The 26,394-nt window shown below is 65.8% G+C and carries 29 protein-coding genes; 9 read left to right on the forward strand and 20 right to left on the reverse strand.

Annotated features, from left to right (window positions below):
- Nucleotides 1-46: 46 nt before the first annotated feature.
- Nucleotides 47-778, reverse strand: a complete 732-nt coding sequence (locus tag ACO2Q9_RS11735) for a response regulator transcription factor (protein WP_423311504.1) — start codon at nt 776-778, stop codon at nt 47-49.
- A gap of 92 nt (nt 779-870) precedes the next feature.
- Between ACO2Q9_RS11735 and ACO2Q9_RS11740 the strand changes: the two genes are divergently transcribed.
- Nucleotides 871-1,794 carry a transporter substrate-binding domain-containing protein gene (locus tag ACO2Q9_RS11740; RefSeq protein WP_423311506.1) on the forward strand — a complete coding sequence of 308 codons (924 nt, stop codon included), beginning with the start codon at nt 871-873 and terminating at the stop codon, nt 1,792-1,794.
- Nucleotides 1,795-1,797: 3 nt separating this feature from the next.
- On the opposite strand, the gene ACO2Q9_RS11745 is transcribed toward ACO2Q9_RS11740, so the two are convergent.
- From ACO2Q9_RS11745 to flgB, 12 genes are read right to left on the reverse strand one after another with little or no spacing between them, the layout of a single operon-like run.
- Nucleotides 1,798-3,021 carry an HDOD domain-containing protein gene (locus ACO2Q9_RS11745; protein ID WP_423311508.1) on the reverse strand — a complete coding sequence of 408 codons (1,224 nt, stop codon included), beginning with the start codon at nt 3,019-3,021 and terminating at the stop codon, nt 1,798-1,800.
- A 9-nt stretch (nt 3,022-3,030) separates the two neighbouring features.
- Entirely contained in the window at nt 3,031-4,233 is a 1,203-nt protein-coding gene (gene flgL, locus ACO2Q9_RS11750) for a flagellar hook-associated protein FlgL (RefSeq protein WP_423311510.1), read from the reverse strand.
- Nucleotides 4,234-4,265: 32 nt separating this feature from the next.
- Nucleotides 4,266-6,158: a flagellar hook-associated protein FlgK gene (flgK, locus tag ACO2Q9_RS11755; protein ID WP_423311512.1), complete on the reverse strand. Its 1,893-nt coding sequence runs from the start codon at nt 6,156-6,158 to the stop codon at nt 4,266-4,268.
- A gap of 17 nt (nt 6,159-6,175) precedes the next feature.
- Nucleotides 6,176-7,105: a flagellar assembly peptidoglycan hydrolase FlgJ gene (gene flgJ, locus ACO2Q9_RS11760; RefSeq protein WP_423311514.1), complete on the reverse strand. Its 930-nt coding sequence runs from the start codon at nt 7,103-7,105 to the stop codon at nt 6,176-6,178.
- Between the two features lies 1 nt (nt 7,106).
- Nucleotides 7,107-8,219 carry a flagellar basal body P-ring protein FlgI gene (locus tag ACO2Q9_RS11765; protein ID WP_423311516.1) on the reverse strand — a complete coding sequence of 371 codons (1,113 nt, stop codon included), beginning with the start codon at nt 8,217-8,219 and terminating at the stop codon, nt 7,107-7,109.
- A gap of 2 nt (nt 8,220-8,221) precedes the next feature.
- Nucleotides 8,222-8,926: a flagellar basal body L-ring protein FlgH gene (locus ACO2Q9_RS11770; protein WP_423311518.1), complete on the reverse strand. Its 705-nt coding sequence runs from the start codon at nt 8,924-8,926 to the stop codon at nt 8,222-8,224.
- Between the two features lie 11 nt (nt 8,927-8,937).
- Nucleotides 8,938-9,720 carry a flagellar basal-body rod protein FlgG gene (gene flgG, locus ACO2Q9_RS11775; protein ID WP_423311520.1) on the reverse strand — a complete coding sequence of 261 codons (783 nt, stop codon included), beginning with the start codon at nt 9,718-9,720 and terminating at the stop codon, nt 8,938-8,940.
- A 24-nt stretch (nt 9,721-9,744) separates the two neighbouring features.
- Nucleotides 9,745-10,482 carry a flagellar basal body rod protein FlgF gene (locus ACO2Q9_RS11780; protein WP_423311522.1) on the reverse strand — a complete coding sequence of 246 codons (738 nt, stop codon included), beginning with the start codon at nt 10,480-10,482 and terminating at the stop codon, nt 9,745-9,747.
- Nucleotides 10,483-10,507: 25 nt separating this feature from the next.
- Complete coding sequence (gene flgE, locus ACO2Q9_RS11785; protein WP_423311524.1) at nt 10,508-11,704, reverse strand: flagellar hook protein FlgE; 1,197 nt, start codon at nt 11,702-11,704, stop codon at nt 10,508-10,510.
- A 48-nt stretch (nt 11,705-11,752) separates the two neighbouring features.
- Nucleotides 11,753-12,424, reverse strand: coding sequence for a flagellar hook assembly protein FlgD (locus ACO2Q9_RS11790; RefSeq protein ID WP_423311526.1), 672 nt, complete (start codon nt 12,422-12,424; stop codon nt 11,753-11,755).
- Between the two features lie 13 nt (nt 12,425-12,437).
- Nucleotides 12,438-12,842, reverse strand: coding sequence for a flagellar basal body rod protein FlgC (gene flgC / locus ACO2Q9_RS11795; protein WP_423311528.1), 405 nt, complete (start codon nt 12,840-12,842; stop codon nt 12,438-12,440).
- Nucleotides 12,843-12,865: 23 nt separating this feature from the next.
- Nucleotides 12,866-13,327: a flagellar basal body rod protein FlgB gene (flgB, locus tag ACO2Q9_RS11800; RefSeq protein WP_423311532.1), complete on the reverse strand. Its 462-nt coding sequence runs from the start codon at nt 13,325-13,327 to the stop codon at nt 12,866-12,868.
- A 238-nt stretch (nt 13,328-13,565) separates the two neighbouring features.
- Between flgB and flgA the strand changes: the two genes are divergently transcribed.
- From flgA to ACO2Q9_RS11840, 8 genes are all read left to right on the forward strand, one after another.
- On the forward strand, nt 13,566-14,336 hold the full coding sequence (gene flgA, locus ACO2Q9_RS11805) for a flagellar basal body P-ring formation chaperone FlgA (protein WP_423311534.1): 771 nt from the start codon (nt 13,566-13,568) through the stop codon (nt 14,334-14,336).
- Between the two features lie 72 nt (nt 14,337-14,408).
- Nucleotides 14,409-14,729, forward strand: coding sequence for a flagellar biosynthesis anti-sigma factor FlgM (gene flgM, locus ACO2Q9_RS11810; RefSeq protein ID WP_423311536.1), 321 nt, complete (start codon nt 14,409-14,411; stop codon nt 14,727-14,729).
- 4 nt (nt 14,730-14,733) lie between these two features.
- The gene (locus tag ACO2Q9_RS11815; protein ID WP_423311538.1) at nt 14,734-15,147 is read left to right on the forward strand and encodes a hypothetical protein; all 414 of its coding nucleotides are present in this window, start codon (nt 14,734-14,736) and stop codon (nt 15,145-15,147) included.
- A gap of 255 nt (nt 15,148-15,402) precedes the next feature.
- Complete coding sequence (locus tag ACO2Q9_RS11820; RefSeq protein WP_423311540.1) at nt 15,403-15,702, forward strand: hypothetical protein; 300 nt, start codon at nt 15,403-15,405, stop codon at nt 15,700-15,702.
- A gap of 121 nt (nt 15,703-15,823) precedes the next feature.
- Nucleotides 15,824-16,345 carry a PAAR domain-containing protein gene (locus tag ACO2Q9_RS11825; protein ID WP_423311542.1) on the forward strand — a complete coding sequence of 174 codons (522 nt, stop codon included), beginning with the start codon at nt 15,824-15,826 and terminating at the stop codon, nt 16,343-16,345.
- Nucleotides 16,342-17,223, forward strand: a complete 882-nt coding sequence (locus tag ACO2Q9_RS11830; RefSeq protein WP_423311544.1) for a DUF6402 family protein — start codon at nt 16,342-16,344, stop codon at nt 17,221-17,223. The genes ACO2Q9_RS11825 and ACO2Q9_RS11830 overlap by 4 nt, the downstream gene beginning before the upstream one ends.
- Complete coding sequence (locus ACO2Q9_RS11835) at nt 17,220-17,594, forward strand: hypothetical protein (protein ID WP_423311546.1); 375 nt, start codon at nt 17,220-17,222, stop codon at nt 17,592-17,594. The genes ACO2Q9_RS11830 and ACO2Q9_RS11835 overlap by 4 nt, the downstream gene beginning before the upstream one ends.
- A 13-nt stretch (nt 17,595-17,607) precedes the next feature.
- Entirely contained in the window at nt 17,608-18,021 is a 414-nt protein-coding gene (locus ACO2Q9_RS11840; RefSeq protein WP_423311548.1) for a hypothetical protein, read from the forward strand.
- Between the two features lie 3 nt (nt 18,022-18,024).
- Here ACO2Q9_RS11840 and ACO2Q9_RS11845 read toward each other — a convergent pair whose 3' ends face one another.
- From ACO2Q9_RS11845 to flhC, 7 genes are all read right to left on the reverse strand, one after another.
- Nucleotides 18,025-18,738, reverse strand: coding sequence for an RNA polymerase sigma factor FliA (locus ACO2Q9_RS11845; protein ID WP_423311550.1), 714 nt, complete (start codon nt 18,736-18,738; stop codon nt 18,025-18,027).
- 14 nt (nt 18,739-18,752) lie between these two features.
- Complete coding sequence (gene flhF, locus ACO2Q9_RS11850) at nt 18,753-20,564, reverse strand: flagellar biosynthesis protein FlhF (RefSeq protein ID WP_423311552.1); 1,812 nt, start codon at nt 20,562-20,564, stop codon at nt 18,753-18,755.
- Nucleotides 20,561-22,639, reverse strand: coding sequence for a flagellar biosynthesis protein FlhA (gene flhA, locus ACO2Q9_RS11855; protein WP_423311554.1), 2,079 nt, complete (start codon nt 22,637-22,639; stop codon nt 20,561-20,563). The genes flhF and flhA overlap by 4 nt, the downstream gene beginning before the upstream one ends.
- Nucleotides 22,636-23,805 (reverse strand): EscU/YscU/HrcU family type III secretion system export apparatus switch protein, encoded by a 1,170-nt coding sequence (locus ACO2Q9_RS11860; RefSeq protein ID WP_423311556.1) that lies wholly within the window; start codon nt 23,803-23,805, stop codon nt 22,636-22,638. Before ACO2Q9_RS11860 ends, flhA begins: the two co-directional genes overlap by 4 nt.
- A gap of 91 nt (nt 23,806-23,896) precedes the next feature.
- Complete coding sequence (gene motB / locus ACO2Q9_RS11865) at nt 23,897-24,946, reverse strand: flagellar motor protein MotB (protein WP_423311558.1); 1,050 nt, start codon at nt 24,944-24,946, stop codon at nt 23,897-23,899.
- A 6-nt stretch (nt 24,947-24,952) separates the two neighbouring features.
- The gene (motA, locus tag ACO2Q9_RS11870) at nt 24,953-25,810 is read right to left on the reverse strand and encodes a flagellar motor stator protein MotA (protein WP_423311560.1); all 858 of its coding nucleotides are present in this window, start codon (nt 25,808-25,810) and stop codon (nt 24,953-24,955) included.
- A gap of 44 nt (nt 25,811-25,854) precedes the next feature.
- Nucleotides 25,855-26,391, reverse strand: coding sequence for a flagellar transcriptional regulator FlhC (gene flhC, locus ACO2Q9_RS11875; RefSeq protein WP_423311562.1), 537 nt, complete (start codon nt 26,389-26,391; stop codon nt 25,855-25,857).
- Nucleotides 26,392-26,394 lie beyond the last annotated feature (3 nt).

Genomic DNA, 26,394 nt, shown 5'->3' on the forward strand with positions numbered 1-26,394 from the left:
CGTGACTTTTTGCCGGTCTTGCGACCTTCTTTCGACATTTTGAGGGTCAGATTTCCGGCCGCTTGGGCGTGACGATGTCGTGAAAGATGTAGCCCGCGCCGCGCACGGCGCGCAGGGTCAGCGCGATGCCGGCATTGGCGGCCTTGCGGCGCAGGCGGCTGGCCAGCGAGTCGATGCGATGGGGGTCGAAGTCGTATGCATCGCCGCCCATGGCAATGATGAGCCGGTCCCGGCTGACCGGCGTGTCCATGCGTTCGAACAGGCACTGCATGAACGCACGCTCGGAAGTGGTGAGCGGGATCGTCTGGCCATGCGGATCGCTCAGGATCCAGCCGCCGTCGAGGAGCTGCCAGCCCGAGGGTTCGTCGGAGGGGGTGGGGGTCGCGTCGACGGCCGCGGTGATGCGCCGCGTCACGCTGTGCAGCACGGCAGTGAGTTCGAGCATGTGGACCGGCTTCACGAGGTACGCGTCCGCGCCCTGCTGCAGGCCGTGCAGCTTGTCCTGGAGCGTGCCGCGCGCCGTCAGCATCACGATGCCGACCTGGCTGCCGTTGCGCAGGTGTGCCGCGATGGCGAAGCCGTCTTCTCCCGGCAGCCCCACGTCGATCACCGCCACATCGCAGGGACGGGTGGCCTGGGCCTTGTAGAAATCAGTGGCGTTGCCGAATCCGTGGGCGTCGAAGCCGAGCGTGGTGAGGCTGAAAAGCGTCTCTTCCCGCAACTCGACATCGTCCTCCACCAAGTAGACACGCAGTTTTTTTGATGGTGATGCAGTCATGATGGGTTCGATTATCCGAATTTGTAACTGCTTTGCTCACCTTTTCTCTTCAAGACTTCCCGGATTCTTTTCTGGCGCTTACTATCCTTTACATGTTGTCCATCGCAAAAACCCAATCCCGCTGGCTGCGCGCGTCGCTGGCCGCTGTCTTCATGTCCGCAGTCGCCGCCGCATCGGCCCAGTCGACCGCGCCACTGTCCGCCGACCTCCAGGAAATCGCCCAGGCCGGCGAGATCGTGATCGGGGTCCGCGAGGACGCATTGCCTTTCGCATTCGTCGACCAGGACGGCATGCCCAAGGGCTATTCGGTGGACATCTGCAACCGCATCGCGCAGAACCTGCGCACGGCGCTGAAGCGGCCCGACCTGCGCGTGCGCTACAACACCGTCACCATCAACACCCGTGCCTTGCTGGTGCGGGAGAAGGTCGTCGACCTGGAATGCGGTGCGACGTCGCACACGCGGGCGCGTACCGGGGAATTCGATTTCTCGGTCGCTTATGGCGTCGAGCAGGCGCAGCTGATTTCGCTCAAGGCCAAGCCGGTTCCGGCACTGTCGCAACTGGGTGGACAGAAGGTGCTGGTGGCCGGCGGCAGTACGTCGGCATCATGGTTGCGCGCACAAAGCGGCGTGGCCGGGGAAGTGGTGCCGGTGCGCAACGCGGGCCGCGCCTATTTCGACCTGACCGAGGGCAGGGCGGCGGCCTATGTCGGCTCCGGCGAAGTGTTCCTGGGTGAAGTGCTGCGTCGCGGCGGCAAGGCGACGGATTTCAACCGCGTGACGCTGGCCGGCACCGACATCGAGCCGCTCGCCGTGATGATGCGCAAGGGTCGCCCCGGTCTCAAGCAGGTGGCCGACGACACGATCCGCTCGCTGTCGAAGTCGGGCGAGCTGGTGACGCTGTATGGCAAGTGGTTCGAGTCGCCGATTTCGGCACGCCGCGTCTCGCTCGCGCAGCCGATGAGCAGTTCGTGGCTGGCCATGGTGTCGGCGCCGAACGACCAGCCGGCGAACTGATCGTCAGGTCGGCCTGCGCATGTTCGACAACATGCGCAGCAGCGCGCGGTTCACCTCTTCCGTTTCCATCTCGTGCTCTGCGGCGATCTGCAGCACGCGGCCGGCCTGTGATGATTCCAGCGCAGTGGCCACCTGCAGGCTGCCGGCGTACGGCCCGGTGTGCAGCACGGTGGCGGAGTGGATGCGGTCCGACAGCGGCAGGCGGTGCAGGATGGTGGGCAGCGGTTCGTCCAGCAGCAGGTCGAGTTGCGAGAACAGCCCGCACAGGTAAACCTCGCGCCGCAGGTCTTCCTCGATGCCGGCGTCCATCAGGTTCTCCGTCAAGCGGGCGCGTAGCACCAGCGCGGCCCGCACCGGCTGCAGATCGGCATCCGTGCTGGCGTGGGGCAGTTGTTCCACCAGCCAGGTCTTGAGCGAGTTCACGCCCATCATCATCAGCGCGTGGCGGATGGAGCCGATGCCGGTTCGCAGGCCCAGCGCCGCCGAATTCACGAAGGTCAGCAAGCGGTAGGCGAGGATGGGCTCTTCACCGACCAACTGCTCCAGCCGTTCCATGGGTTGTTCGGTGTCCAGGGCCAGCAGCAGCTGCGTGCACACGCGGTGCGAGGGCTGGAGCGCCTGGTAGCGGTAGGCGTGCAGCACGTCTTCGGCCGGCCAGCCCGCGAGCGCCCAGGCGCCCTGCTGGTCCAGGCAATGGTCGGCCAGCGCACGGCTGGCAATGCCTTCATAGATCTGCCCCGGCTGCACCGGGCTGGGCCGTGCATTGTTCTGGCCGGCGCGCCGCGACGCGATGGACTGCAGCGCGGCCAGGGTGTCGTCGGTCTGCAGGCTCTGCAGGCGTCGCTCGAAGCAGCGGGCGATATCCGGGGGCGGCTGGCGGCGGACGTCGTCGCGCCACACCATCTTGAGGCCCCGCCTGTGGGCGGCCAGCACCCGGGCGCGCAGGCCGGCGTCATTCGAGGCCCAGGCGCCGGGCACTTCGAACCACGGCGCTCCTGCGGGGGCCTGCTCCAGAAGGCTGGACAACAGCGCGCGTGACTGGACCGACAGGAGCAGCGGTGGGGATTCGGCGGACCAGAGTTCTTCCAGCGTGCGCAGCAGATGCAGCGAATCGAGCGTGGTTTCGGGGTTGTCGTGCACGAACAGCTGTACCCCCGCGAGTTCGCGGGACCGGTTCCAAAGGGGCCGGTACCCCAACGTCATGGAGCCGAGAACGGACTGGACCACGGAGGCGGATCAGGACAGGAAGTTGAACAGCGACAGCTTCTGGATTTGAGCATAAGACGCCAGGGCCGCGGAATAGGCGGTTTCCTGCGTCTTGAAGTCGGACAGGCCCTTCACCATGTCCAGGTCTTCCGCGCGCGAGCGGTCGGACTCCTGGATGATCGTGCGGGCGCTGTTGCTGTCGGTGATGTTGTCCACGCGGTTGAGCAGCTCGCCAGCCTGTGCGCGGGACGATTGCAGGCGCGACATCGCCGAGTCCACCTCGGACAGCGAGCGCGCCACATCGTGCGCCAGCGGGCCGCCGGCGCTGCCGTCCACGATGGCGATGGCGCGGTCGATGATGTCGAACACGCTGTTGCGCGTGCTGGGCGCGACGGACAGCGAATCGCCGTTGACGGGCGTGCCCTGCAACGTGACTTTCAGGCCGTCGAAGGTGATGTCCTTGCCGGCGACGTAAGGCTGGTTGGACACGACCGTGGTCGCGCTGGTGTTGTCCACCACGCTGTAGGTGGTGACGCCCGCCGTCACGGTGAACTGGATGCTGTAGTCGTGCCCGGTGAGCGCACCCGGGTCGGCGATCACGCTCTGGTCGGACCACACGGCCGACGTACCGGCTGCCTGGGTGATGGTGACGATGCCGTTGCCCGTGGGCACGTTCATCCAGGTGGCGAAGCCGTCCAGCGTGGACGGCACGGTCGTCGTCGTCGCGGCCGCCTGTCCGGGGATGCCCTGGAAGACCACACCGCCGGCGGCGTCCACGAAGGGCGCGGCCGTGCTGCCCAGGCCGGCGAACAGCGGGGCGCCGTTGCCGTCCTTCTCATTGGCCAGCGCGAGGATCTGGTCCCGCAGGCCGCGCATTTCCAGCGCCATCGCGTCGCGGTCGGTGGCCGAATAGGTGGTGGTGTTGCCCGCCTTCACGATCAGTTCGCGCAGGCTCTGCATCAGCGTGCCCGCGTTGCCCAGCGTCGATTCGGCGGTGGACAGCGCGTTGCGCTGCACGTCCAGTGCGCGCTGGTCGGTGGCGATGCGGCTCATGCGCGTGCGTGCGCGCTCGGCCTGTGCGGCCGCTGTCGGGTCGTCGCTCGCGCGCAGCACGCGCTTGCCGGCCGTCAGGTTCTCCTGCATCCTGGAGAGTTCCTGCTGGCGCGTGGACAAACGCTGCAGCGCGGCATCGTAGGCATCGGCAGTGGAGAGGCGGGTGAGGTTGGTGGCCATGCGGGAGGGTTCTTTCTTCTATGGCGTCGCGCTCATCGGCCGAGGCCGTCGATCAGCGTGTCGAAGATGCTCTGCGCGATCTGGATCATCTTGGCCGACGCCTGGTAGGCCTGCTGGAATTGCAGCAGCTTGGCAGCTTCCTCGTCCAGGTTGACGCCGCTCACGGCGGACTTCTCGCTCGCAGCGGTCGCGGCGATGTTGCCTGACACCTGCGCGGCGTACTGCACACCCTGCGAGCGGATGCCGATCTGCGCGATCAGGCCCGCGTAACCGTCGGCCATGCTGGCGCCGTCGAACATCGTGGCATCGCGCAGGTTCATGAGCGCGGTGGCGTTGCCGCCGTCCAGCGCGCGGAAGCCCGGCGTGGACAGCTGCACCGTGATCGTGTCGCCCGGCTGCGGCGTGCCCTTGAGCGTGACTTCCCAGCCGTTGTAGCTGATGGGCTGGCCCGCCGTGTAGGTCACGCCCGTGGGGTTGCCGGTGCCCGCGCCGGTCACGTCGAACGTGCCGGCGCCGGTGAAGGTCAGCGTCACGGTGGCGGTGAGGTTGGCATTGGCCTGAGTGGCCTGCACGCCCTGCACGGTCACGGTGCCCGTGTTGGCGGTGCCGGCGCGCGCTTCCACCGGGCTGGCGATGGCCAGTCCGCGGGCGGACGTGAAGGCCGTCTGGATCGTGGCGGCTGCTGCCGCGAAAGGCTTGACCAGGAAACTGTCGCCCGGTTGCGCGCCGGCGGTGGCGCTGAACGTCAGGCCGTCCATCGTGGCCGGCATGCTGGCGAAGGTCGACGACTGGCCATCGGACAGGCGCACGATTTCCACCGCGCCGCCGGTGCCGAAACGCAACTGGTAGTTGGATGCCACCATCGCGGACGGATCGGCGACCACGGCGCTGACGTTGGCCGTGCCCAGGTTGCTGGTGGCGGCCAGCCCTTGCGGGAGCGTCTGCGCGGTGAAGAAATCGCCGCCGGCATTGCCGTCCTGGTCGATGCCCAGATGGTGCTGCGCGTTCATGGCCGTGGTCACGGCCAGCGCCATGCGACCCAGCATGTTGCGCCCGTCGACGAGATCCACGTTGTTGAAGCGCAGCAGGCCGACCACCGATCCGCCGCCCAGCAGGTTCTCGTCGAGCGAGACGCTCAGGCCGCCGTTGTTGATCGACAGCTTGAGCTGCGAGAGGTCGTTGTATTCGTTGCCCGCCAATGACACGGTGGACGTGCGGGTGCCCAGCACCAGCGGCTGGCTGCCGATGAACACGCCCAGCGTGCCGTCGGCCGCGGGCACGGTCGTGGTCTGCACGTAGCCGTTCAGGTCCTGGATCAACTGGTCGCGCTGATCCAGCAAATCGTTGGGGCTGGCGGTGCCGGATGCGACACGTGCGATCTGATCGTTGAGCGTCGCGATGCGCGTGGCCAGGCTGTTGATGGTCTTGACCGAGTCGCCCAGTTCCTGGCGCGTGCCGGTGGCCAGATCGTCCAGTTGCTGCGATGCATCCCGGAAGCGCATGGCCAGGGCGTCGGCTTTGGCCAGCACCGTGCTGCGCGCGGTCAGGTCGCCGGGCGAAGCCGCGGCGTCCGAGAAGCCGTTGAGCATGTCGTTGAGCGAAGAGCCGATGCCTGCGGTGCCGCTGGGGAAGAGGTCTTCCAGCTGCAGCATGCGCGTGGCGCGCGTGGCGTCCATCGACGCGACGGATTGCGTGAGTGCCGCCTGCCTGGTCAGGAAGCTGTTGTAGGTGCGCTCGATGCCGGCGACGTTGACGCCCTTGCCCACATAGCCGCCACCGATGTTCTGGCCCAGGACGGCCTCCAGCGTCACGCTCTGGCGCGAGTAGCCCGGCGTGTTGACGTTGGCGATGTTGTTGCCGGCCGTCTGCAGCGCCGTCTGGTTCGCCAGCAGCGCGCGGGTTCCGACGTTGAGGAGGCCGCTCATGCTTTGTGTCCTGTCGCTCAGGCCTGCGTGCGCTGCGCCTGCAGCGTGGCGTTGATGGCGCGGCTCAGCTTGGAGGCGTAGGCCGGGTCGGTCGCATAGCCGGCGCGCTGCAGCTCGTTCGCATACGCGTGCACCGAGCCGGTCTGCTGGCGGGCCTGCGCATAGCGCGGGCTTTCGTTGATCAGGCGCGCGTAGTCGCGGAAGGAATCCTCGTACGAGTCATAGGCGCGGAACTTCGCCGTCACCTTGCGCGGCTCGCCGTCCACGTATTCGGTGGTGGTGATCTCGGCGACCTTGCCGGTCCAGCTGCCGCCGGCCTTGATGCCGAACAGGTTGAACGAATTGCTGCCGTCGCTGTTGCGGATCTCGCCGCGGCCCCAGCCGGTCTCATGGCCGGCCTGGCCGATCATGAAGCTCGCGGGAATGCCGCTTTGCTGCTGCACGCGCTGCGCGGCGGCGCTGTGTTTCTGCACGAAGTCGGACTGCCGCTCGCTGGGCGACACATTGGCGCCGTCGCCCGAAGGCGTGACCTGCGGCAGCGAGATCGTCGGCGTGATGGACATGCCATTGGACATCCCGTTCGTGCCGGGCAGGTTGTTGGGGCGCACGATCTGGCGCGAGAGCTGTTGCGCGATGGCGTCCGACAGGCCGCCGGGCAGACCCGACATGGTGACGGACAGTTGCTGGTCCAGCATGTCGGTGGACAGGTCGCCTGCCGAACTGTCCAGCAGCCCGGACTTCATCGTCGCTTCGCGCATGCTCTTGATGAGCTCGCGCATGAAGAGCGATTCGAACTGCTTGGCTGCTTCCTTGATCGCCTTCGGGTCGTCCTGGCTCGCCGCGAGCTTGAGCGCGTTGAGCGAGCGGCCGTCGGCAGCGAGCCCACCGGAGGTCGCGCCCATCGAGCCGAGCTGTGCGTTGATCGAGGCGAAGCTGGCCGAGCTCATGTCAGATGATCTCCAGTTCGGCGTTGAGCGCGCCGGATGCCTTGATGGCCTGCAGGATCGCCAGCAGGTCCTGCGGTGTCGCGCCCAGTGCATTGAGCGCGCGCACCACATCGGTCAGCTGCGGCGAGTTGCCCATCTGGATCATGATCCCGGGCTCCTGCTTGATCTGGATGTCCGAGCGCTGGGCCACCACCGTCTCGCCGCGCGAGAGCGGGGCAGGCTGGCTGATGACGGGCGTCGAACTGATGGTGACCGAGAGGTTGCCGTGCGCGATCGCGCAGGGGCCGAGCGTCACCGCCTGGTTGAGCACGATGGAGCCGGTGCGCGAATTGATCACCACCTTCGCGGCGGGGATCGACGCTTCGAGCGGCAGCTCTTCGAGTGCTGCGATGAAGGTCACGCGCGAGCTCGGGTTCAGCGGCGCGCGCACCTGCACGGTACGCCCGTCCAGCGCCTGCGCAAGGCCCGAGCCCAGCCGCGTGTTGATGACCTGTGCCACGCGATGCGCGGTCTGGAAGTCCACCGCGTTCAGGCCGAGGTTGATGAACTCGCCTTCCTGAAGCGGCGTGGGCACCGAGCGCTCGACCTGGGCGCCGTTGGGAATGCGACCCGCCGAAAGATGGTTGATCTGCACCTTGCTGCCGCCGGCCGACGCGCCTGCGCCGCCCACGACCATGTTGCCCTGAGCGAGCGCATACACCTCGCCATCCACGCCCTTGAGCGGCGTCATGACGAGCGTGCCGCCCTTGAGCGACTTGGCGTTGCCGATGGACGACACGTTCACGTCGATCACCTGGCCGGGCTGTGCGAAGGGCGGCAGTTGCGCGGTGACGATCACGGCCGCCACGTTCTTCAGTTGCAACTGCGACAGGTTGGCCGCGGGCAGCGAGATGCCCATCTGCTGCAGGTAGTTGGAGATGCTCTGCGTGGTGTAGGGCATCTGCGTGGTCTGGTCGCCCGTGCCATCGAGGCCGACGACCAGGCCATAACCTGTCAACTGGTTGGAGCGAACGCCCTGCACGGCGGCGACTTCCTTCACGCGCAGCGCATGCGCGGGCGCGAGGAAAGCCAGCAGGAGGAGGAATGCGCCGAAGCGGATCGATGGAATGTTCATGATCAGAAGGGCAGCAGCGTCATGAAGAAGCGGGCGAGCCAGGGCATCGCCTGCACTTCGCCGGACTGGCCGCGGCTGCGCGATTCGATGCGCACGTTGGCCACCTGCTGCGAACTCACGAGGCTGTTGGCCTGGATGGCGCGCGGGTCGATGGTGCCGGAAAAGCGCAGCACGTCCACGTTCTGGTTCACGCCGATCTGCTTCTCGCCGGTGACGACGAGGTGGCCATTGGGCAGCACTTCCACCACGGTGGCGGTGATGGAGCCGGTGAAGGTGTTGGCGCTCTCGGTGCCGCCCTTGCCCTCGAAGGCGCTGGTCGATCCGGCATCGGTGCTCAGGCGGCCGAGCGTGGACGCCGAGAGAAGCGGTACCGCGGTGAGCGAAGCCGAGGTGGAACTGCTCTTGTCGATGGTGGAGGTCTGCGTCTGTTTGGCGGTGACGTTCTCGACGATGGTGATGGTCACCGTGTCGCCGACGAAGCGCGCGCGGCGGTCTTCGAAGGCGGGGCGGTACGTGGCCTTGCTGTAGAGGCTCCCGGTGGCGACCTGCTGCACCGGCACGGGCGCCTGTGCAGTCGTCGCGACCGGCTTGTACAGATCCACCTGCGGCGTGCGCGTGAGCGTCTCGCAGCCGGTGATGAGCAGCGCGACGCCGCCGACCACCAGGCTGACGCCGGCGATGCGCGAAAGGGATTCGGAGGACAACATCGGCTTCGTCCTCAGAGTTGCGCGAGCTTCTGCAGCATCTGGTCCGAGGTCTGGATCGCCTTGGAGTTCATCTCGTAGGCGCGCTGCGTCTGGATCATGGTGACCAGTTCCTGCACCACGTTCACGTTCGAGGTTTCCAGGAAGCCCTGCATGATGACGCCGAGACCATTGGTGCCTGGCGTGCCGCCGCTCGGCTGGCCCGAGGCTGCGGTCTCCGCGAAGATGTTCTGGCCCTTGGGCTCCAGGCCCGCCGGGTTGACGAAGCTCGCCATCGCCAGCGTACCCACGGTCTGCGGCGTGGAACTGCCGGCCACCGTCACGGACACGGTGCCGTCGGCAGCGATGGACAGGCTCTTGGCGCCGGCCGGCACCGTGATGCCGTTGGCCACCGCGAGGCCGGAGGAATTCACCATCTGGCCCTGTGCGTTCACCTGGAAGGTGCCGTCGCGCGTGTAGCCGATGGTGCCGTCGGGCATCGTCACCTGGAAGAAGCCGTTGCCGTTGATGGCCACGTCCAGGTTGTTGTTGGTCTGCTGCATGCTGCCCTGCGCGAACGAGCGGCTGGTGGCCACGGTGCGCACGCCCAGGCCGAGCTGCAGGCCGGTGGGCAGCGTCGACTGTTCGGTGCTCGAGGCGCCGACCTGGCGAAGGTTCTGGTACATCAGATCCTCGAACACGGCGTTGGCGCGCTTGAAGCCCGTGGTCGACACGTTGGCCAGGTTGTGCGAGATGACGTCCAGCTGCGTTTGCTGGGCTTCCATGCCGGTCTTGGAGATCCAGAGCGAATTGATCATGGCGTGTTCTTCCTGTCCTGGGTATCAGCCGTTGCCCAGCAACTGGCTGGCGGACTTGTCGTTGGCCTCTGCGGTCTGCATGAGGCGCATCTGGGTTTCGAACTGGCGGGCGGCCTGGATCATGCTGACCATGGTCTCCACCGGGTTCACGTTCGAGCCTTCCACCGCGCCGGTCTGGATGCGCGCGGTGGCGTCCTGCGGCAGCGGGTCTTCGGAGGTGGCGCGGAACAGGCCGTCGGCGCCGCGCTTGAGCGGGTCGTCGGCCGTCGGCGTCACGAGCTTGAGGCGGCCGAGCGTCGTGGCCGGCTGGTTGCCGACCTGTGCGCTGATCAGGCCGTCGGAGCCGAGGATCACGTTCGCGTTGGGCGGCACGTCGATCGGCGCGCCGCCGTCGCTCAGCACCGGCAGGCCGCTGGAGTTCACCAGCTGGCCTTCGGGCGTGACTTCGAAGGAACCGTTGCGCGTGTAGGACTCGGTGCCGTCCAGGCCCTGCACCGCGAACCAGGCGTTGCCCATGGCCATCGCGTCCATCGGGCGACCCGTGCGCTGCACCGCGCCGGGCAGGCTGGAGTGGCCGGCCGTGGCTTCGAGCGCGAACACGCGCGTGCTCGCGCCGTCGCCATTCAGCGGCACCGCGCGGAACGTGGACAGCTCGGCGCGAAAGCCGTTGCTCGAGGCATTGGCGAGGTTGTTGGCCAGCACCGCCTGCCTGTGGGAGGCGGCGTTGGCGCCGGTCATCGCGGTGTAGATCAGGCGGTCCATGGCAGCTCGGTCCGGTTAATCAGGTTCAGCGCAGGTTGACCAGGGTCGACATCACCTGGTCCTGCGTCTTGATGGTCTGCGCATTGGCCTGGTAAGCGCGCTGCGCCGTCATCATGTTCACGAGCTCGGCGGTGATGTCGACGTTGGACTCTTCCAGCGTGCCGGAGCGCAGCACGCCGAACTGGCCTTCGCCAGGCGCGCCCATCAGCGGCTGGCCGGATTCGAAGGTTTCGCTCCAGTAGCTGGAACTGGATGTGGCCAGGCCCTGCACATTGCGGAAGTTCGCGAGCGCCACCTGGCCGGCGGCCTGCGTCTGGCCGTTCGAATAGGTCGCGGTGATGACGCCGTTGCCGCCGATGGAGATGCCCGTCAGCGTGCCGGCCGTATAGCCGTCCTGTTCGAGCTTGTCCACGCCGAAATTGGAGTTCAGCTGCGTCGTGGTGCCCAGGTCGATGTTGACGTTGAACGAGCCGTTCTGCGAGGTCAGCGTGAGCGGCGGGATGGTCGATGCGTTGAGCGAACCGTCGGCTGCGAAGGTCACGTTGGTGTGCAGCGTGGGCGTGCTGCCGTTCACACTGGTGTAGACGTCCCAGGTGTTGTTGGCGGTCTTGCTGAAGTAGATGCCCACCGGCACCTCGATGCCCTGCGAGTCGAAGGCGGTGATCGAGGTGCCATAGGTGGTGACCGGCGTGGGCGGCGTGGCGGAGGCGGCCACGGGGGCGGTCGCGTCGAGCGTGAACGAGGTTTCGAGCGTGGTGGTCTGGCGCGCGGCGATCGGCGTGGCCGTGGGCAACTGCAGCGGAATCAGCGTGGCGCTCGTGCGATTGCCGACCGCGTCCGTTGTGTAGCCCATGAGTTGCGAGCCGTTGATGTCCACGATGTTGCCCGAGCGGTCGAGCTTGAAGGCGCCGGCGCGGGTGTAGGCCGTGCTGCCGTCGGTCAGTTGCAGCTGGTAGAAGCCGCTGCCGTTGATGGCCAGGTCCAGGTCATTCCCGGTGATGCTCAGGTTGCCCTGCGTGAACTGCTGCGACACACCGCCCACCTGCACGCCCAGGCCCGAACTCACGCCGCCGACGATGCCGGCCGCGCTGGCATACACCTCCTGGAATTCCGTGCGTTGCGCCTTCATGCCGGTGGTGTTGGCGTTGGCGATGTTGTGGCCCAGCACGTCGAGGTTGCGGGCTGCTGCGTTGAGGCCTGAGAGGGCTTGCTGGAAACTCATGGATTGGCTCCTGACGGAATGGCGTTGCGGTGGCTGCGAAGGATGCGGTTACTGGATGGCCTTGATGGCGCTGTAGCTCACGGTGCCCAGCGAGGCGAGTTCGACGGCGAGCGCGCCATCCACCATGCCCACGGACAGCACACGGTCCTGCATGTACGAGGTGGACTTGACGGTGTCGGCGCCGTTGTTGGCCGTGACCTTGAAGGTGAGCTCGGTGTTTGGATACGCCGTGGCGTCCCAGTCGAAGGTGTGCGTGCCGGCCGTCTTGGCGCCCAGCTGGATGGTGTCCAGCACCACGCCGCCGGGCGTGAGGACCTGCACCTTGGTGCCGGTGGTCGCGCCCTCGAGCTCGAACACGCCGGTGGCGGTGTTGCCGTCGCGCGAGAGGATGTTGCCTTCGGTGATGACATCACGGCCCACCATCGCGCTGCCCTGCAGCATCTGCAGCGAGGCGAACTGCGAGGCCATGTCCTTCACCGTAGTGTTGAGCTGCTGGATGCCCGTGACCGTGTTGATCTGCGCGATCTGCGAGGTCATCTCGGCGTTGTCCATCGGGTTCATCGGGTCCTGGTTGTTCAACTGCGCGACGAGCAGCTTGAGGAACCGGTCCTGCGCGCCGTCGCTGGACGTGGCGCTGACCGACTTGGAGTCGAGCGACGACGTCGGCTGGTAGACGTAGGACGTGGAAGCTGCGGAAGTTCCGTTGTTGACTGCGGCCATGGCGTGTCTCCCTTTACTGGCCCAGCTGCAGCGTCTTGAGCAGCAGGTTCTTGGTGGTGTTCATCACTTCGACGTTGTTCTGGTAGGAGCGCGAGGCCGAGATCATGTTGACCATCTCCTCCACCGGGTTCACGTTCGAGTGCACGACGTAGCCTTCGGTGTTGGCCATGGGGCTGCTCGGGTCGTAGATGCGGCGGCCTTCGGCCTGGTTTTCGGTGATGTTGCTCACTGCCACGCCCGGGGCCTTCTCGGCGCCGATCGGCACCGTCTGGAAGACCACCTGGCGCGCCTTGTAGGCCTGGCCATCGGGGCCGGCCACGGCGTCCACGTTGGCCAGGTTGCTGGCCACCACGTTCAGCCGTTGTGACTGGGCGCTCACGGCGCTGCCGGAGATGCCGAAGATGGAGAACATGGACATGGTGGTGTTCCTTGCCTGGCCGCTTACTGGCCGGTGATGGCGGCCAGCAGCGTCTTGGACTGGCCGTTGATGAAGCGAAGCGTGGCTTCGTAGCGCACGGCGTTGTCCACGAACGCGGCGCGCTCGCGGTCCAGGTCGACCGTGTTGTTGTCCATGCTGGGCTGTGCCTGTGTGGCGTAGCCGGCGGTCTGAACCGTGTAGCCTGCGCCGCCGCCCGCCATGCCAACGGGCATGTGCTGCGGATGGGTCGCGCCGGCCGTGGGCGACGCTGAACGCGGCGCAGCCAGCGGTACGGAGCCGGTGCCTGCGGACACCGACGAACCCCCCGAGGCCTGATTCAATGCCTGGGCGAAGTTGAAGTCGCGCGCCTTGTAGCCGGGCGTGTCTGCATTCGCGATGTTGCTGGCGAGCGCACGCTGGCGCTCCGCACGCAAGACCAGCGCCTTGGTGTGGAAGTCCAGTCCGTTCGTCATCTTGTCCAGCATCGCGAAATTTCCTTGCAGTTCGGTCGCGTCGTGTCGAGGGCGTCGCCGTAGTCGGCAGCGGGGCCTTCGGCTTGAGGAAATTATGGGAACGCAGGCGCTTTTCTAAACGCTGAAGAAAGGGGTGATTGGCGGCTTGTTCCACGCTTCGCTTGCGTTGGCCGTCCTTATAGTTTTGGTCGTGGCAAAGCCTTGGCGGCCACGACGGCAACCCATTCCGAACCTTTCCTGCGGAGATCGCATGGCCCCTACATCACCGACTGCATTCCAGCCATCCGCGCGCGCGCGCAGGTGGTTGGCCTCGCTGTGCGTGGCGCTCGCCGTTCCCTTCTCCGCCGCCTGGGCGCAGGTCCAGATGCCCAACGACGGCTCGGGCAGCTTCCAGCTGGACGCCGAAGCCCAGCGCTGGCTGAACGACGCCGTGGCCCGCGCCCAGCAGACCGCTGGCATGCCCCTGCGCATGGAAGTCTCGGTCGGCGCGCTGGACAGTCGCCTGCGCCTGGCGCCCTGTGCGCGGGTCGAACCCCATATCCCCGTCGGCACCCGTCTGTGGGGCCGTACCCGCCTGGGCCTGCGCTGCGTGGATGGCAATGCCCGCTGGAACGTCTTCCTTCCCATCACCATCAAGGCCTACGGCCCGGCCTGGGTGCTGCGCGACAACGTGCTGCCCGGCCAGACGCTGACCGAGGCCGACGCCGTGCAGGTCGAGGCCGACTGGGCCGCCGACAACTCGCCCGTGCTGGCCGATACCGAACAGTGGGTGGGCCTGGCCGCTTCCCGCGCGCTGGTGGGCGGGCAGCCGCTGCGCCAGTCCATGGTCAAGCCGCCCCAGATGTTCGCTGCTGGCACGCAGGTGCGCGTGATGGCGGGCGGCCCCGGGTTCCAGATCGCCGCCGAAGGGCAGGCGCTGACGGCAGGCGTGCTCGGCCAGATGGTCCGCGTGCGCATGGACAACGGAAAAATAACCTCCGGTACCGTGCTGGATGCCCGCACAGTACAGGTGGAGATGTAATTAATTTAAAGTCGGAGAGCGAAACGGTCGATAGACAGGTGTGATCCCCGTCCTGGGGGTCAGGAGAGCGCGATGAAGATCAATCAATTGCCAGACATCGCTGCCCAGGCCGGGACTTCCGGCACCAGAAAGGCGGCACAGGATGCCTCGCCGGCCGCTGCGACCCCGCAGCCCGCGTCGAGTGCAGCCGCGCCTGCCCAGGTCAAGGTCACCGTCTCGAGCCAGGTGCGCTCCCTCGAAGAATCCGTCTCCGCCGGCGATGGCGTGGACATCGAACGCGTGCAGGCCGTGCGCGAGGAAATTGCCAACGGCACCTTCAAGGTGGATGCCGATGCGATTGCCGACAAGCTGCTGGCCAACGCGCAGGAAATCCTGAGTCGCGCCCGACGCTGAACCCATGCAACAGACACTCCAGACTGCAACTCCGTCCTCCACGCTCCTGTCCGACGCCGAGTCGGCGCTGGTCCGCGTCGAACAGCAAATCGAAGTGGTGGGCGACGCCGTGCGAACCGGCGAACCCGAAAAACTCGAGATGGCCAGCCACCAGTTGCGCAACGCAGCGCTGGCGCTCTCGCACGTGCTGGACGCATCGCCCTCCGCCATGCACCTGGCCAGGCCGCTCGCCCAGCGCCTGGACCAGGCCGTGCGCCTGATCGGACTGCAGCGCGAGCAGCTCGCCCGCCGCTCCGCCCTGGTGGAACGCGCCCTGTCCACCGTGTTGCCCGAGGCCCCGATGTCCGCCAATGCTGTCTATGCCCCGGCCGGAGCATCGCGAGGCAACGTGGCGCGCATCTACGACGCGCGCAGCTGATTTCCCTTCGCCGGATTTCCTTCTCCGTTCCTGAAAACTGAAAAGAAAACGCCCTCGCGACTGGCGAGGGCGAAAGCGTTTTGACACGCGGGAGACACAAGGAGGGAAGAGGAGTAAACGGTGTCTCCCGATACGTATGGTGCGCCCGCAAAACCCCTTTGGCGATGCGTGGAATTGCGTATCCGGCGGGTCAGGCGGGGGTCAGGTAGGATGGCGGCCGCAGGTGCCCGGCACCACGTCGAAGGGGGTTCTCCAATGCCACACATCAAGACGCTGATCCGCGCGTCGTTCATCGCCGCCATCGCCGCGGGCTCACTTGCCGCACACGCCGTGGATCCCAGGGACCGCGCATTCATCTCGCGCGGCACGCCCGAAGGCGAGGTCATGTACAAGATCGGCAAGCCCGATCACGAAGCGTTCGTGAACAACATCAAGGGCCAGCCGGAAGTGAAGACCTGGACCTACTTCCCGCACCCGCGCGATCCGCAGACCATGACGATCATCACGCTGCGCGCGGGCGTGGTCGAAAGCATCGAGCGGAAGATCGCGCGGTAACACATCGAAAAGCTGCTGCTTTGCGTGGGCACGTCTCAGCCCACGCGTTTCAACTTCACACATTTCCGCGCCTCCTCTTCAATTGAAACTCTGACTCCTCTTCATCAGTAAGGAGTCAGTCATGCAGCTTCCAGTCATTCGGCTCGGAGATACGTCAGATCACGGAGGGCGGGTTGTCAGTGGGATCGAGACATTCAAGGTGCACGGTGTCCCGGTCGCCTGCATGGGCGATTCCTTCGATTGTCCGATCCACGGCGTCAACGCCATAGTCGAAGGTGCACACAATCGAAGAGCCAACGGTAAGCCAATGGCTTACGAAGGAGCCCGCACCTCCTGCGGCGCAAGCCTTATCGCCAGTTGCAGGACATTCACGGTTTCCATCGAGGGGAACCCCGGTGCAAGCGCGGCTGCGGTTCGCTCGGCCCAGAGCCCGGCACAAACCGCGTATGACGAACACTTCGAATTCAAGGATCAGACCTCAGGCCGCCCCATGCCTGAAGTTACCTACGAGTTCAGCAGCCTCGCGGGCATCCATCACGGACGATCGGACGCCGACGGCCGCTCCGATCACGCCTTTGGCAGCTCACCCGGGAAAGTCGAACTGACCCACGCCGTGCAAACGCGCATGGGCATCAGGGAATGAGCATCAAGGCACCGCTGGCTGTCTCGGTCACCTCGCACCACAGCCAGACGCAGGGAAAACAGGTCCTGATGAAAGCCCTGCACCTGGACGAGATTCCCGGTGCGATGGACCGCATGGGCTGGACCGTGTCGGCCAGGATGATGCGGCGCTGGTTTGCGAGGCAGCCGGCGTGGGTGATGCCGAGAGATGTCCGCGAAGGGAAGTCAGATCCCCGCCAGTTGAGTCAAGCTCAATACGAAGATCAGCTCATCAAGCTGGAGTGGGTTGCCGGATTTCCTCGAACGCATGCCGCGTTCACGGATCTCGTGAGCAACTGGGCGTCGCCTGCAGGCATCGAATTGTTGACGACTAGATTGACTGATGCAGGGTGGAAGAACGGGCAACTGCTGCCGTTCGATCTCGGGCGAGGACTGACATCTGGACGCGATCTTGCGGCCGTCTGCCAAGTGAACGCCAGATCAATCGGCTCCAAGACAGATGTGCTGGACGACCTGTACGGCGCGCTGGGTAAGGCGGTACTGCACGCCGCGGTCGTGGGGCGCACGACCTTCAATCCCCTGAGTAGGCGAACCACATTTCATCCGGCAAAGCTCGGTGTGTATGTGCGCGACACCTATGACTTCACTGACACTCGCTTCGAAAAACATATTCCTCTCGGAATATGGAGTCGTGATCGGTGCTTGAACAAAGCCGAAACAGCGGATTTCGCCCTGCTTACCTCTCCCGGGCAACTGTCGACGAAGTTCCCCGGCTTTGTGCCCGTGTACAACGACGATTTCCGCCGATGGCAGGCGCATCACAAGACAGGCTCCGACTTTGTTGTCTACTCTGATGTGACATGGACCACGCGCGATCTCCAACCGATCCTTATCCCATGATCAGAAGAATATCAACGACATGGAAGGTGGTGGCCGGGATTTTCCTCGGCATCGCCGTATGCATCTCAACCTGGGTCGTCTTCTCTCCCAAAGCGTACGCCACGTTCCTCTACGACGATGTGAGCCCCGACCAACGCTTCCGCCTTGAAACATGGCAAGCGTTCTATTTCACCAGTATCGACCATGTCTTCGTGATGCTGTACGACAACAAGACTGGTGCTTTTCTCGGTGAAAGCGATGTCGTGGACCTCATGGGGAGTGGCCAGATTTTCTGGATACTCGACGAGGATCCATACGTTCGTGTGGGACGTGACATCAAGCTGAAACTGCCACTCAGCGCCACAACTGCGCAACCCAAGCCCCTGTCCTGAGTGGGTGATCGACATGACCAGACAAACATCTGCAGGAGTTATCCTGCTCTCAATTTTCGTGGGTATTGCCCTTTGCGTTTTGACCTGGAATATTTACTCGCCCAAGGTTTATGCCAGGCTCCTCTACGAGGAAGTCAACCCTGGTCAATGCTTCCGGATGGAACTATGGAGGGCTTTCTACTTTACTGGTCCCGACTATGGCTTCGTCAAGCTTCATGACAACAGGACGGGTCTCTTTCTGGCCGAAAGCGATGTCGAACTTCTCCGCGAAAAGAGAAAAGTCTTTTGGTGGCCTGAAGCGGATCTTTGCCACCGCGCAGGGCGGGATGGTCAACTTGAGATCCCTGACAATCTGCGTCCCAACCATCCGGACACGAAGAAAAAGGCGCCGCGCAGGGCATGGCCTTACTGGTGGCCATGGAGTTAGTTGTCAATGGCTGCGCATCTTCGCGCGCAGCCGCGCGATCGACTGGCTGTGCAGCTGGCACACGCGTGATTCGGTGACGCCGAGCACGAGCGCGATTTCCTTCAGGTTCATGTCGCGCTCGTAGTACATGCTCATGATCTGCTGCTCGCGCTCGGGCAGGCCCTTGATGGCATGCACCAGCGCCTGGCGCAGGCGCTGGTCGCGCAGCACGCTTAGCGGGTCGGCCTCGGCGTCGGCCACGTGGCGGTCGAGGAAGCTGTCGTCCTCCTCGGTGTTCGCCATGTCTTCCAGATACACGAGTTGAGTGCCGCGCACGCGGCCGAGGAGCGACTGGTATTCGGCCAGGCTCATCTTGAGGTCGGCGGCAATTTCCGATTCGATCGGCGGGCGACCGAGCTTCTGCTCGAGCCGGTGCACCGCGTGTTCGATGTCCTTCTGGCTCTTGCGCGAGCCGCGGGACATCCAGTCGCCTTCACGCAGTTCGTCGATCATCGCGCCGCGGATGCGTTGTGAGGCGAACGTCTCGAACTGCACGCCCTGGCTGGCTTCGAAACGCGACAGCGCCTCGGCCAGCCCGATCATGCCGACCTGCACCAGGTCGTCGAGCTCCACGTTGGGCGGCAGCTTCGCGATCATGTGGTGCGCAAGCCGCTGGACCAGCGGCACGTACTGCCGGATCATCGCATCGCGGTCGAGTTGGCCCTTCTGGGTGTACATCGACGTGTCCCCGTTCAGGCCCGTGCGGCTTCCGCGCGTTGCGGCGCATTGGCTGCGTCGTCGGGCGAGAAGAAGAAGTTGAGGTCGGCCGCGCGCGGATCGAACGCCGAGCGCGCCGGTGCGCGCATCGACTGGCTGATCAGCGTGGCCGAGTCGGCGGCGTTCCAGTCTTCCGGCACGCGCTGGCCGTTGGTCACGCCGCGCAGCACGAACTGGTGGCGGATCAGCGTGTCCAGCGCCGGGCCGAGCTTCACGGCCTCGTCGATTTTGGAGAGGATCGCGTTCTGCGTGCCGCTGCCCTTGAACGACGAGAGCACGTGGTCGAGCGTGTCGCCATGGCTGCCGGCGTTGAGCACGACGACGCGGTTCACGCCGGGCAGGTCCAGCGTGTCGAGCATGCCGCGCATGCGCGGGTCGGTCGGCGCGACGCCGGAGGTGTCGATCAGCACCATGTGGCGATTGGAGAAGAGGTTCAGCAACTCCTGCAGCGCGGCGCGGTCATGCGCCTGGTGCGCGACGATGCCGAACTGCCTTGCATGCGCGCGCAACTGTTCGTGCGCGGCGATGCGCCAGGTGTCCAGCGTGATCAGGCCGACGCTCGCGTTGCCGTGCTCGCGTGCGCACAGGCCGGCGAGCTTGGCGACCGTGGTCGTCTTGCCCACACCGGTCGCGCCGACGAGGGCGAATACGCCGCCTTCGTCCAGCATGCGGTGGCCGGGTTCGTCGGTGCGCAGGTTGCGCTGCAGCGTGCCGGTGAGCCAGCGGACGGCGGCGGCAGGCGCGGTGCCTTCGGGCAGGTGCTCGAGCACCGTGCGCGCCAGCGTCGGCGAGAAGCCGGCGCGGATCAGCTTGAGCATGAGGTTGGCGCGGATCGGGTCCTGGCGCGTTTCGCCGAGCCAGGCGAGTGTGTTGAAGCGCTCGTCGATCATGGCCTTCATGGCCTGCAGTTCATCGACGATGCCCTGCGACTTGGCTTCGGATTCGGCGGCGGTTTCGACTGTTGCAGCGACGGCTGCGGCGACCGGTGCCACCATAGCTTGGGCGACCGGAGCGGGTTGTGCAACCGGTGCAACCTGCACAACGGGCTGCTCGACGACGGCCGGCGCAGCAACAGCAACGGCCACGGGAGCAACCACAGGAGCTGCGACAGGCGCAACGGCTTGCACGGGGGCGACCTGCGCAGGGGCAGCAGGTGCAACTTGCACGGGCGCGGGCTGCACGGGTTCGGGTGGGACGGCTTGCAGCAGCAGGCTGGGGTCGATGCGCGGGAACATGTCGAGCGCGGGATCCATCTGCAGTTCGCCGCGGGGTTCGAAGCGCGGTTCCGCGCGGGGCTCCACGCGGGGTTCGGCGCGGGCATCCATGGGCGGCGCGAACTGGAAGGCCGCCGGGATGGCGGGTTGCGCCTGCTTCGGGGCCAGCAGTTGTGCCTGCACTGCCTGACTTGCGGCCTGCACGGTCTGCATGGCCTCGTGGCGGCGGCGCAGCATGCGTTCGCGCACATAGTCCTGGAACGAGAGCGTGCTCATCGCCAGTTGTTCCGTGTCCTTCGCGACAGCAGCCGCGGTGGAAACGGGTGCGGGCTTCGCTTCCTTGCGGGGCTGGCGGCGGGCTTCCTGGCGCGCCGCTTCTTCTTCCTGGCGGGCCTGTTCCTGGGCCGCGGCCTGAGCGTCGAGTTCAGCCAGCGTCTCTTCACCCGTGGCCATGACTTCGACGCCGTTCGTCGTGGGACGGTTGGACAGGATGAGCGTGCCTTCGCCGAAGACGGCACGCGCCTTGGCGAGTGCTTCGCGGGAAGTGGGGGCGGTAAAGCGCTGGATGTTCATGTGGCTGCACCTTTAAGAATGGGGCCAATGCGGATGGAATGGGTTTCGGGGATCTCGCTGTGCGCCAGCACCTGCAGGCGCGGGGCGACACGCCGCACGAGGCGGGCGACGGAATTGCGGATGACGTCGGGCACCAGCAGGCAGGCGGGCATGCCGCGCTCTTCCTGCTTCATCGCCACTTCGGCGGCGCTGCGCGACAGCAGGTCGGCAACACCCGGATCGAGCGCGGGGCCGGAAGGGTTGGCCAGCGCCTGTACCAGCAGGCGTTCGAGGCCGGGTTCGATGGCGATCACATCGAGTTCGCGCGTGGGGCCGTAGATCTGCTGCACGATCGCCGGCGCCAGCGCAATGCGCACGCGGCGCGCCAGTTCGATCGGGTCGGTCGTGGTCGGTGCGTTTTCTGCGAGCGACTCGACGATGGTGCGCATGTCGCGGATGTTCACGCCTTCTTCCAGCAGCAGTTGCAGCACCTTCTGGAAGATCGCGACCGAGATGACCTTGGGCACCACTTCCTCGATGAGCTTGGGCGCCATGCGGCTGACGTGTTCCACCAGTTGTTGCGTCTCGGTGCGGCTGAGCAGGCGCGCGGCCTGCACCTGCATCACATGCGACAGGTGCGTGGCCAGCACGGTTTCGGAATCGACCACGGTGTAGCCGGCCATCTGCGCGGCTTCCTTCTGGCGTTCCTCGATCCAGTGGGCGGGCAGGTCGAAGGCCGGGTCGCGCGTGGGCGTGCCGATCAGCGGCGTGGTGATGCCGCCCGGGTTGATGGCCATGAACATGCCGGGGAAAGCTTCGCCGTCGCCCACCACCACGCCACGCAGCGTGATGCGGTAGCCGCTCGGCTTCAGGTCCAGGTTGTCGCGCACATGCACGGCCGGCGGCAGGAAGCCCACGTCCTGCGCGAACTTGCGGCGCACGCCCTTGATGCGCGCGAGCAGGTCGCCCTGGCGGTTCTTGTCCACCAGCGTGATGAGGCGGTAGCCGAGTTCGAGCCCCAGCAGGTCCACCGGCTGCAAATCGTTCCAGCTCGCTTCGCCATCGGGAGCGGGCGGGGGCAGCACTTCGGCCTTCGGGTCCGGCTTGGGGCGCTTGTGCAGCCACCAGGCGGCGTAGCCGAAGATGGCGGCCATCGTCAGGAAGACGATGTGCGGCATGCCGGGAATCACGCCCAGCAGCGCGAGGATGCCGGCGGTGAGGCCCAGCACGCGCGGCGAGGCGAACAGCTGGCCGACGATCTGGCGGCCGACGTCGTGTTCCTTGCCCACGCGCGAAATCACCATGGCCGCGGCGACCGAGATCAGCAGGCCGGGAATCTGCGCCACGAGCGCGTCACCCACGGCCAGCAGGATGTAGCTGTTGGCGGCTTCGCCGGCCGACAGGCCGTGTTGCAGCATGCCCACGGTGAAGCCGCCGACGATGCAGATCACCAGGATCAGGATGCCGGCGATCGCATCGCCACGCACGAACTTGGACGCGCCGTCCATCGAGCCGAAGAAGTTCGCTTCTTCCCCGATTTCCGAGCGGCGCTTGCGGGCTTCCTTCTCGTCGATGTTGCCGGCGCTCAGGTCGGCATCCACCGCCATCTGCTTGCCGGGCATCGCGTCCAGGGTGAAGCGCGCCGACACTTCGGCAATGCGCTCCGCGCCCTTGGTCACCACGACGAAGTTGATGACGACGAGGATGGAGAAAACGATCAGGCCGACCGCGAAGTTGCCGCCGATCAGGAAGTGGCCGAAGGCCTCGATCACCGCGCCGGCCGCGCCCGGGCCGGTGTGGCCTTCGAGCAGCACCACGCGGGTGGATGCCACGTTGAGCGACAGGCGCATCAGCGTGGTGAGCAGCAGCACGGACGGGAAGGCCGCAAAGTCGAGCGGGCGCACCATGTAGGCGGCCACCATCATCACCATCAGCGCGACGGCGATGTTGAGCGTGAAGAAGGCGTCCAGCAGCCACGGCGGAATCGGCAGCACCATCAGCGCGAGGATGGTCACCACCAGCAGCGGCGCGGCGATGCCGCCGATCACCCGGCCGTTGCGGCCGAGCCATTGCTGTGCGGAAGCCAGCGCGCTCATGCGACGTCTCCTTGAGCCGATGCAGCGGCGATCTTCTTGTGGAGCGGATCGAGCTCCGGCGGCACGAAGGTCTCAGGCGGCTCGCCCGGGTAGGCGCCCTGGCCGCGCAGCGCGGCCTTCAGGCGGTACACATAAGCCAGCACCTGCGCGACGGCGGTGTACAGGCTCGTGGGAATCGGCTGGTCGATCTCTGCGTGGGCGTAGAGCGCACGCGCGAGCATCGGCGACTGGATGACGGGGATGTCGTGCGCCTTCGCGATGTCGCGGATCTTCATGGCCAGCAGGTCGGCGCCCTTGGAGATGACCTGCGGCGCGCTCATGGTCTGGTCGTCGTAGCGCAGCGCCACGGCGAAGTGGGTCGGGTTCATCAGGATGAAGTCGGCGCGCGGCACGGCGGTCACGCTGGCGCGCTGGGAGATTTCGCGTTGCGTGCTGCGCTGCTTGCTCTTGAGCTGCGGGTTGCCGTCCGATTCCTTGTGTTCCTGCTTCAGTTCCTGGTGCGACATGCGCAGTTTCGCGCGGTGGAAATACAGCTGCAGCGGCACGTCGATCACCGCGGCCGCCACCACCACGAGCAGCAGCAGGCCGACACCCGAGACCAGCCAGTCGGCCAGCTGGCGGATGGCTGCCGGCGACGGCTGCAGCACCAGTGCAGCGACAGACGACAGCGAGTTCGACACGAAGACCCAGCCGAGCGCACCGATGGCGAGGGCCATGAACACCAGCTTCACGACGTTGGCGAGTTGCTGCTTGGAGAAAAGGTTGGACAGGCCCGACAGCGGGTTGATGCGGTTCAGGTCGGGCGTGATGGGCTTGGTGCTGGCGATCCAGCCGCCGGCGGCCACGGTGCTCACGATGGCGGCGGTGATCACCAGAGCGGCGAACGCGGCGGCGATCATCAAGCCGGTCATCGCCATGCCCTGCAAGCGCTTGACCATGTCGCCGGGCTGCGCGAGTGTTGTCGCATCGAACGCGAACTGCTCGACGATGCCCTGATGGAAGGTGTTCATCATCCAGGGCGCCAGCAGCATCACGCCGATCGCGCCCGTGCCGAGAACTGCCAGGTGTGACAGGTCGCGCGAACGCGCGGCCTGCCCGTCCTTGCGGGCCTGCAGCAGCTTGCGGGCCGATGCGGGCAACTGGCGATCTTGACTGTTGGACTCCATGGCTCAATGGCGGTGAATGTCCAACGATTGTCGGGAATGGCCCTTCGCGCTAAAGGCCGATAAGAGGGGTGCAAAGCCCCTATTTCGGGTATCAGGGACGGGAAAGCGGCGCCGGCGCGTTGCGCGCGGCTTCGCCGGCCACCACATTCGGCGTGGCGGGCGTGACGGCGGGTACCACGGCGGGTGCCTGCGGTACGGGCGGCGCGACGTCGCCACCGTTGGCGATGGGCTGGCCGCCCAGGGTCTGCAATGCGGCGTTGGGCGTCATGCGCGGAAAGCCCATCAGGCGTTCCTCGGCTTCACGCGTCATCACCGTGATGCTGATGCGCCGGTTGATCGGCGCGAGCGGATGCGCCGGGTCGATCAAATCGCTGGCCGCCAGGCCGACGACGCGCATGAGCTTGTCGTCCGGCATGCCGGCGGCCACCAGTTCGCGCCGCGATGCGTTCGCACGGTCGGCCGACAGTTCCCAGTTCGAGTAACCACGGACACCGTTGCCGTAGGGCGCGGCGTCGGTGTGCCCGGCCAGCGTGACGCGGTTCTCGATGCCGTTGAGCGCGGTGCCGATCTCGTGGAGGATGTCGCGCATGTAGGGTTTCACCATGGCCGCACCGGTGTCGAACATCGGGCGGTTCTGGTCGTCCACGATCTGCACCATCAGGCCGTCGGGCGTCACGTCCAGGCGGATCTGCGAGCGGTACTCCGACAGCTTGGGGCTGTCGCGGATCAGCACTTCGATCTTCTGGCGCAGGTTCGAGATGCGGCGAGCATCCTGCCGCGCCACTTCCGCGCGCGCGGCTTCGTCACTGATGCGGCGCGCCGATTTCTCGTTGCCGTCGGTCTTGTGCACCTGGCCGGTCGAGCGCGTCAAGTCCGTACCGCCGCCGGGCACGACGCTGGAGCTGTTGCCCGCGCCGTTGCCGCCACCCAGCGCCACCTGCAGCGGCGAATTGAAGTACGAGGCAATGCCCTGCAGTTCGCCCTTGGTGGTGGAACCCAGCAGCCACATCAGCAGGAAGAAAGCCATCATGGCCGTCACGAAGTCGGCATAGGCGATCTTCCACGCACCGCCGTGCGCGGCGTGCGCGGTCTTCTTGACCTTCTTGACGATGATGGGCTGTAGCTTCTTGGCGGTCGCCATGGCCGGTCACTTCTTGCGCACGTGCGCTTCGAGTTCGGAGAACGTGGGACGCTCGGTGGAAAAGAGTACCTTGCGGCCGAATTCAATGGCCGTGGTGGGGTTGTAGCCCTGCATGCTGGCCAGCAGCGTGGTCTTGATGCACTGCAATTCCTTGGCGGCGTCTTCCATCTTCTGCTCCATCAGGCCGCCCAGCGGCTCCACGACGGCGTAGGCAAGAAGAATGCCCAGGAACGTACCGACCAGCGCCGAGCCGATCATCGCGCCCAGCACGGAAGGCGGCTGGCCCACCGAGCCCATGGTGTTCACCACGCCCAGCACGGCCGCCACAATGCCGAAGGCCGGCAGACCGCCGGCCACGCGCGCCACTGCGGCCACCGGCCCGTGCGCCTCCTGGTGGTGCGTCTCGATCTCGCTGTCCATCAGCGCCTCGATCTCGTGGGCGTTCAGGTTGCCCGAGACCATCATGCGCAGGTAGTCGGTCATGAACTCGACCACGTGGTGGTCGTTGCCCACCGTCGGGTATTTCTGGAAGATCGGCGATTCGTGGGGCGACTCGACATCCTTTTCGATGGCCATCAGCCCGTCCTTGCGGGCCTTCTGCAGGATGTCGTAGAGCAGCGCCATCAGCTCCATGTAGCGCGCCTTCGTGTACTTGGAGCCCTTCAGCGCGGCCGGGATGGCCTTGAACGTGGCCTTGATCACCTTGAGCTGGTTGTTCACGATGAACGCGCCCAGCGCGCCGCCGCCGATCACCATCAGCTCGGTGGGCAGCGCGTGGATCACCACCATGATGTTGCCCCCGTGGATGATGTATCCACCGAAGATGCAACCCATCGCGACGAGGTAACCGATGATGACGAACATAGCTAGTTATCGGCGTGCAGGGGGGGTGACTTGAGTGTCACGCCTTACTGCATCTGGATGTTACCAAGCGACGCACCCTTGCCGGCACGCGCCGGCGGGCGGCACAGGCCGCACACGAAATGGCGCGCGTTCTCGTACGGCTCGGTGACGAAATGGCCACCGCAGCACGAGCAGGTGGTCATCTGCAGCATCTTGTTGTCCACGAACTTCACCAGGCGCCACGCGCGGGTGATGGACAGTTGCGGCTCCAGGCCGCAGGCGGAAATCTGTTCGCTGTAAAGCTTGTACGCCTTGATGACGATATCAATGCCATCCAGGTCCGAAGTCTTGGACAGGTAACCGTGCACATTGAGGAACAGCGACGAATGGATATTGGGCTGCCAGGTCAGGAACCAGTCGGTCGAGAAGGGCAACTGTCCCTTGGACGGCGAACGGCCTGCGACTTCCTTGTAGAGCTTGAGCAGGCGTTCGTAGGAAAGATCCGTCTCGCTTTCAAGGACCTGCAGACGCGCGCCCAGGCGGATCAGGCTCACGGCCCGTTCGATCTGCTGCGTTTCCTGGAGGATGCTTTTCGTGGCCATGCC

This window comes from Variovorax sp. VNK109, assembly GCF_049445855.1.
Taxonomy (GTDB): Bacteria; Pseudomonadota; Gammaproteobacteria; order Burkholderiales; family Burkholderiaceae_C; genus JAGOCV01.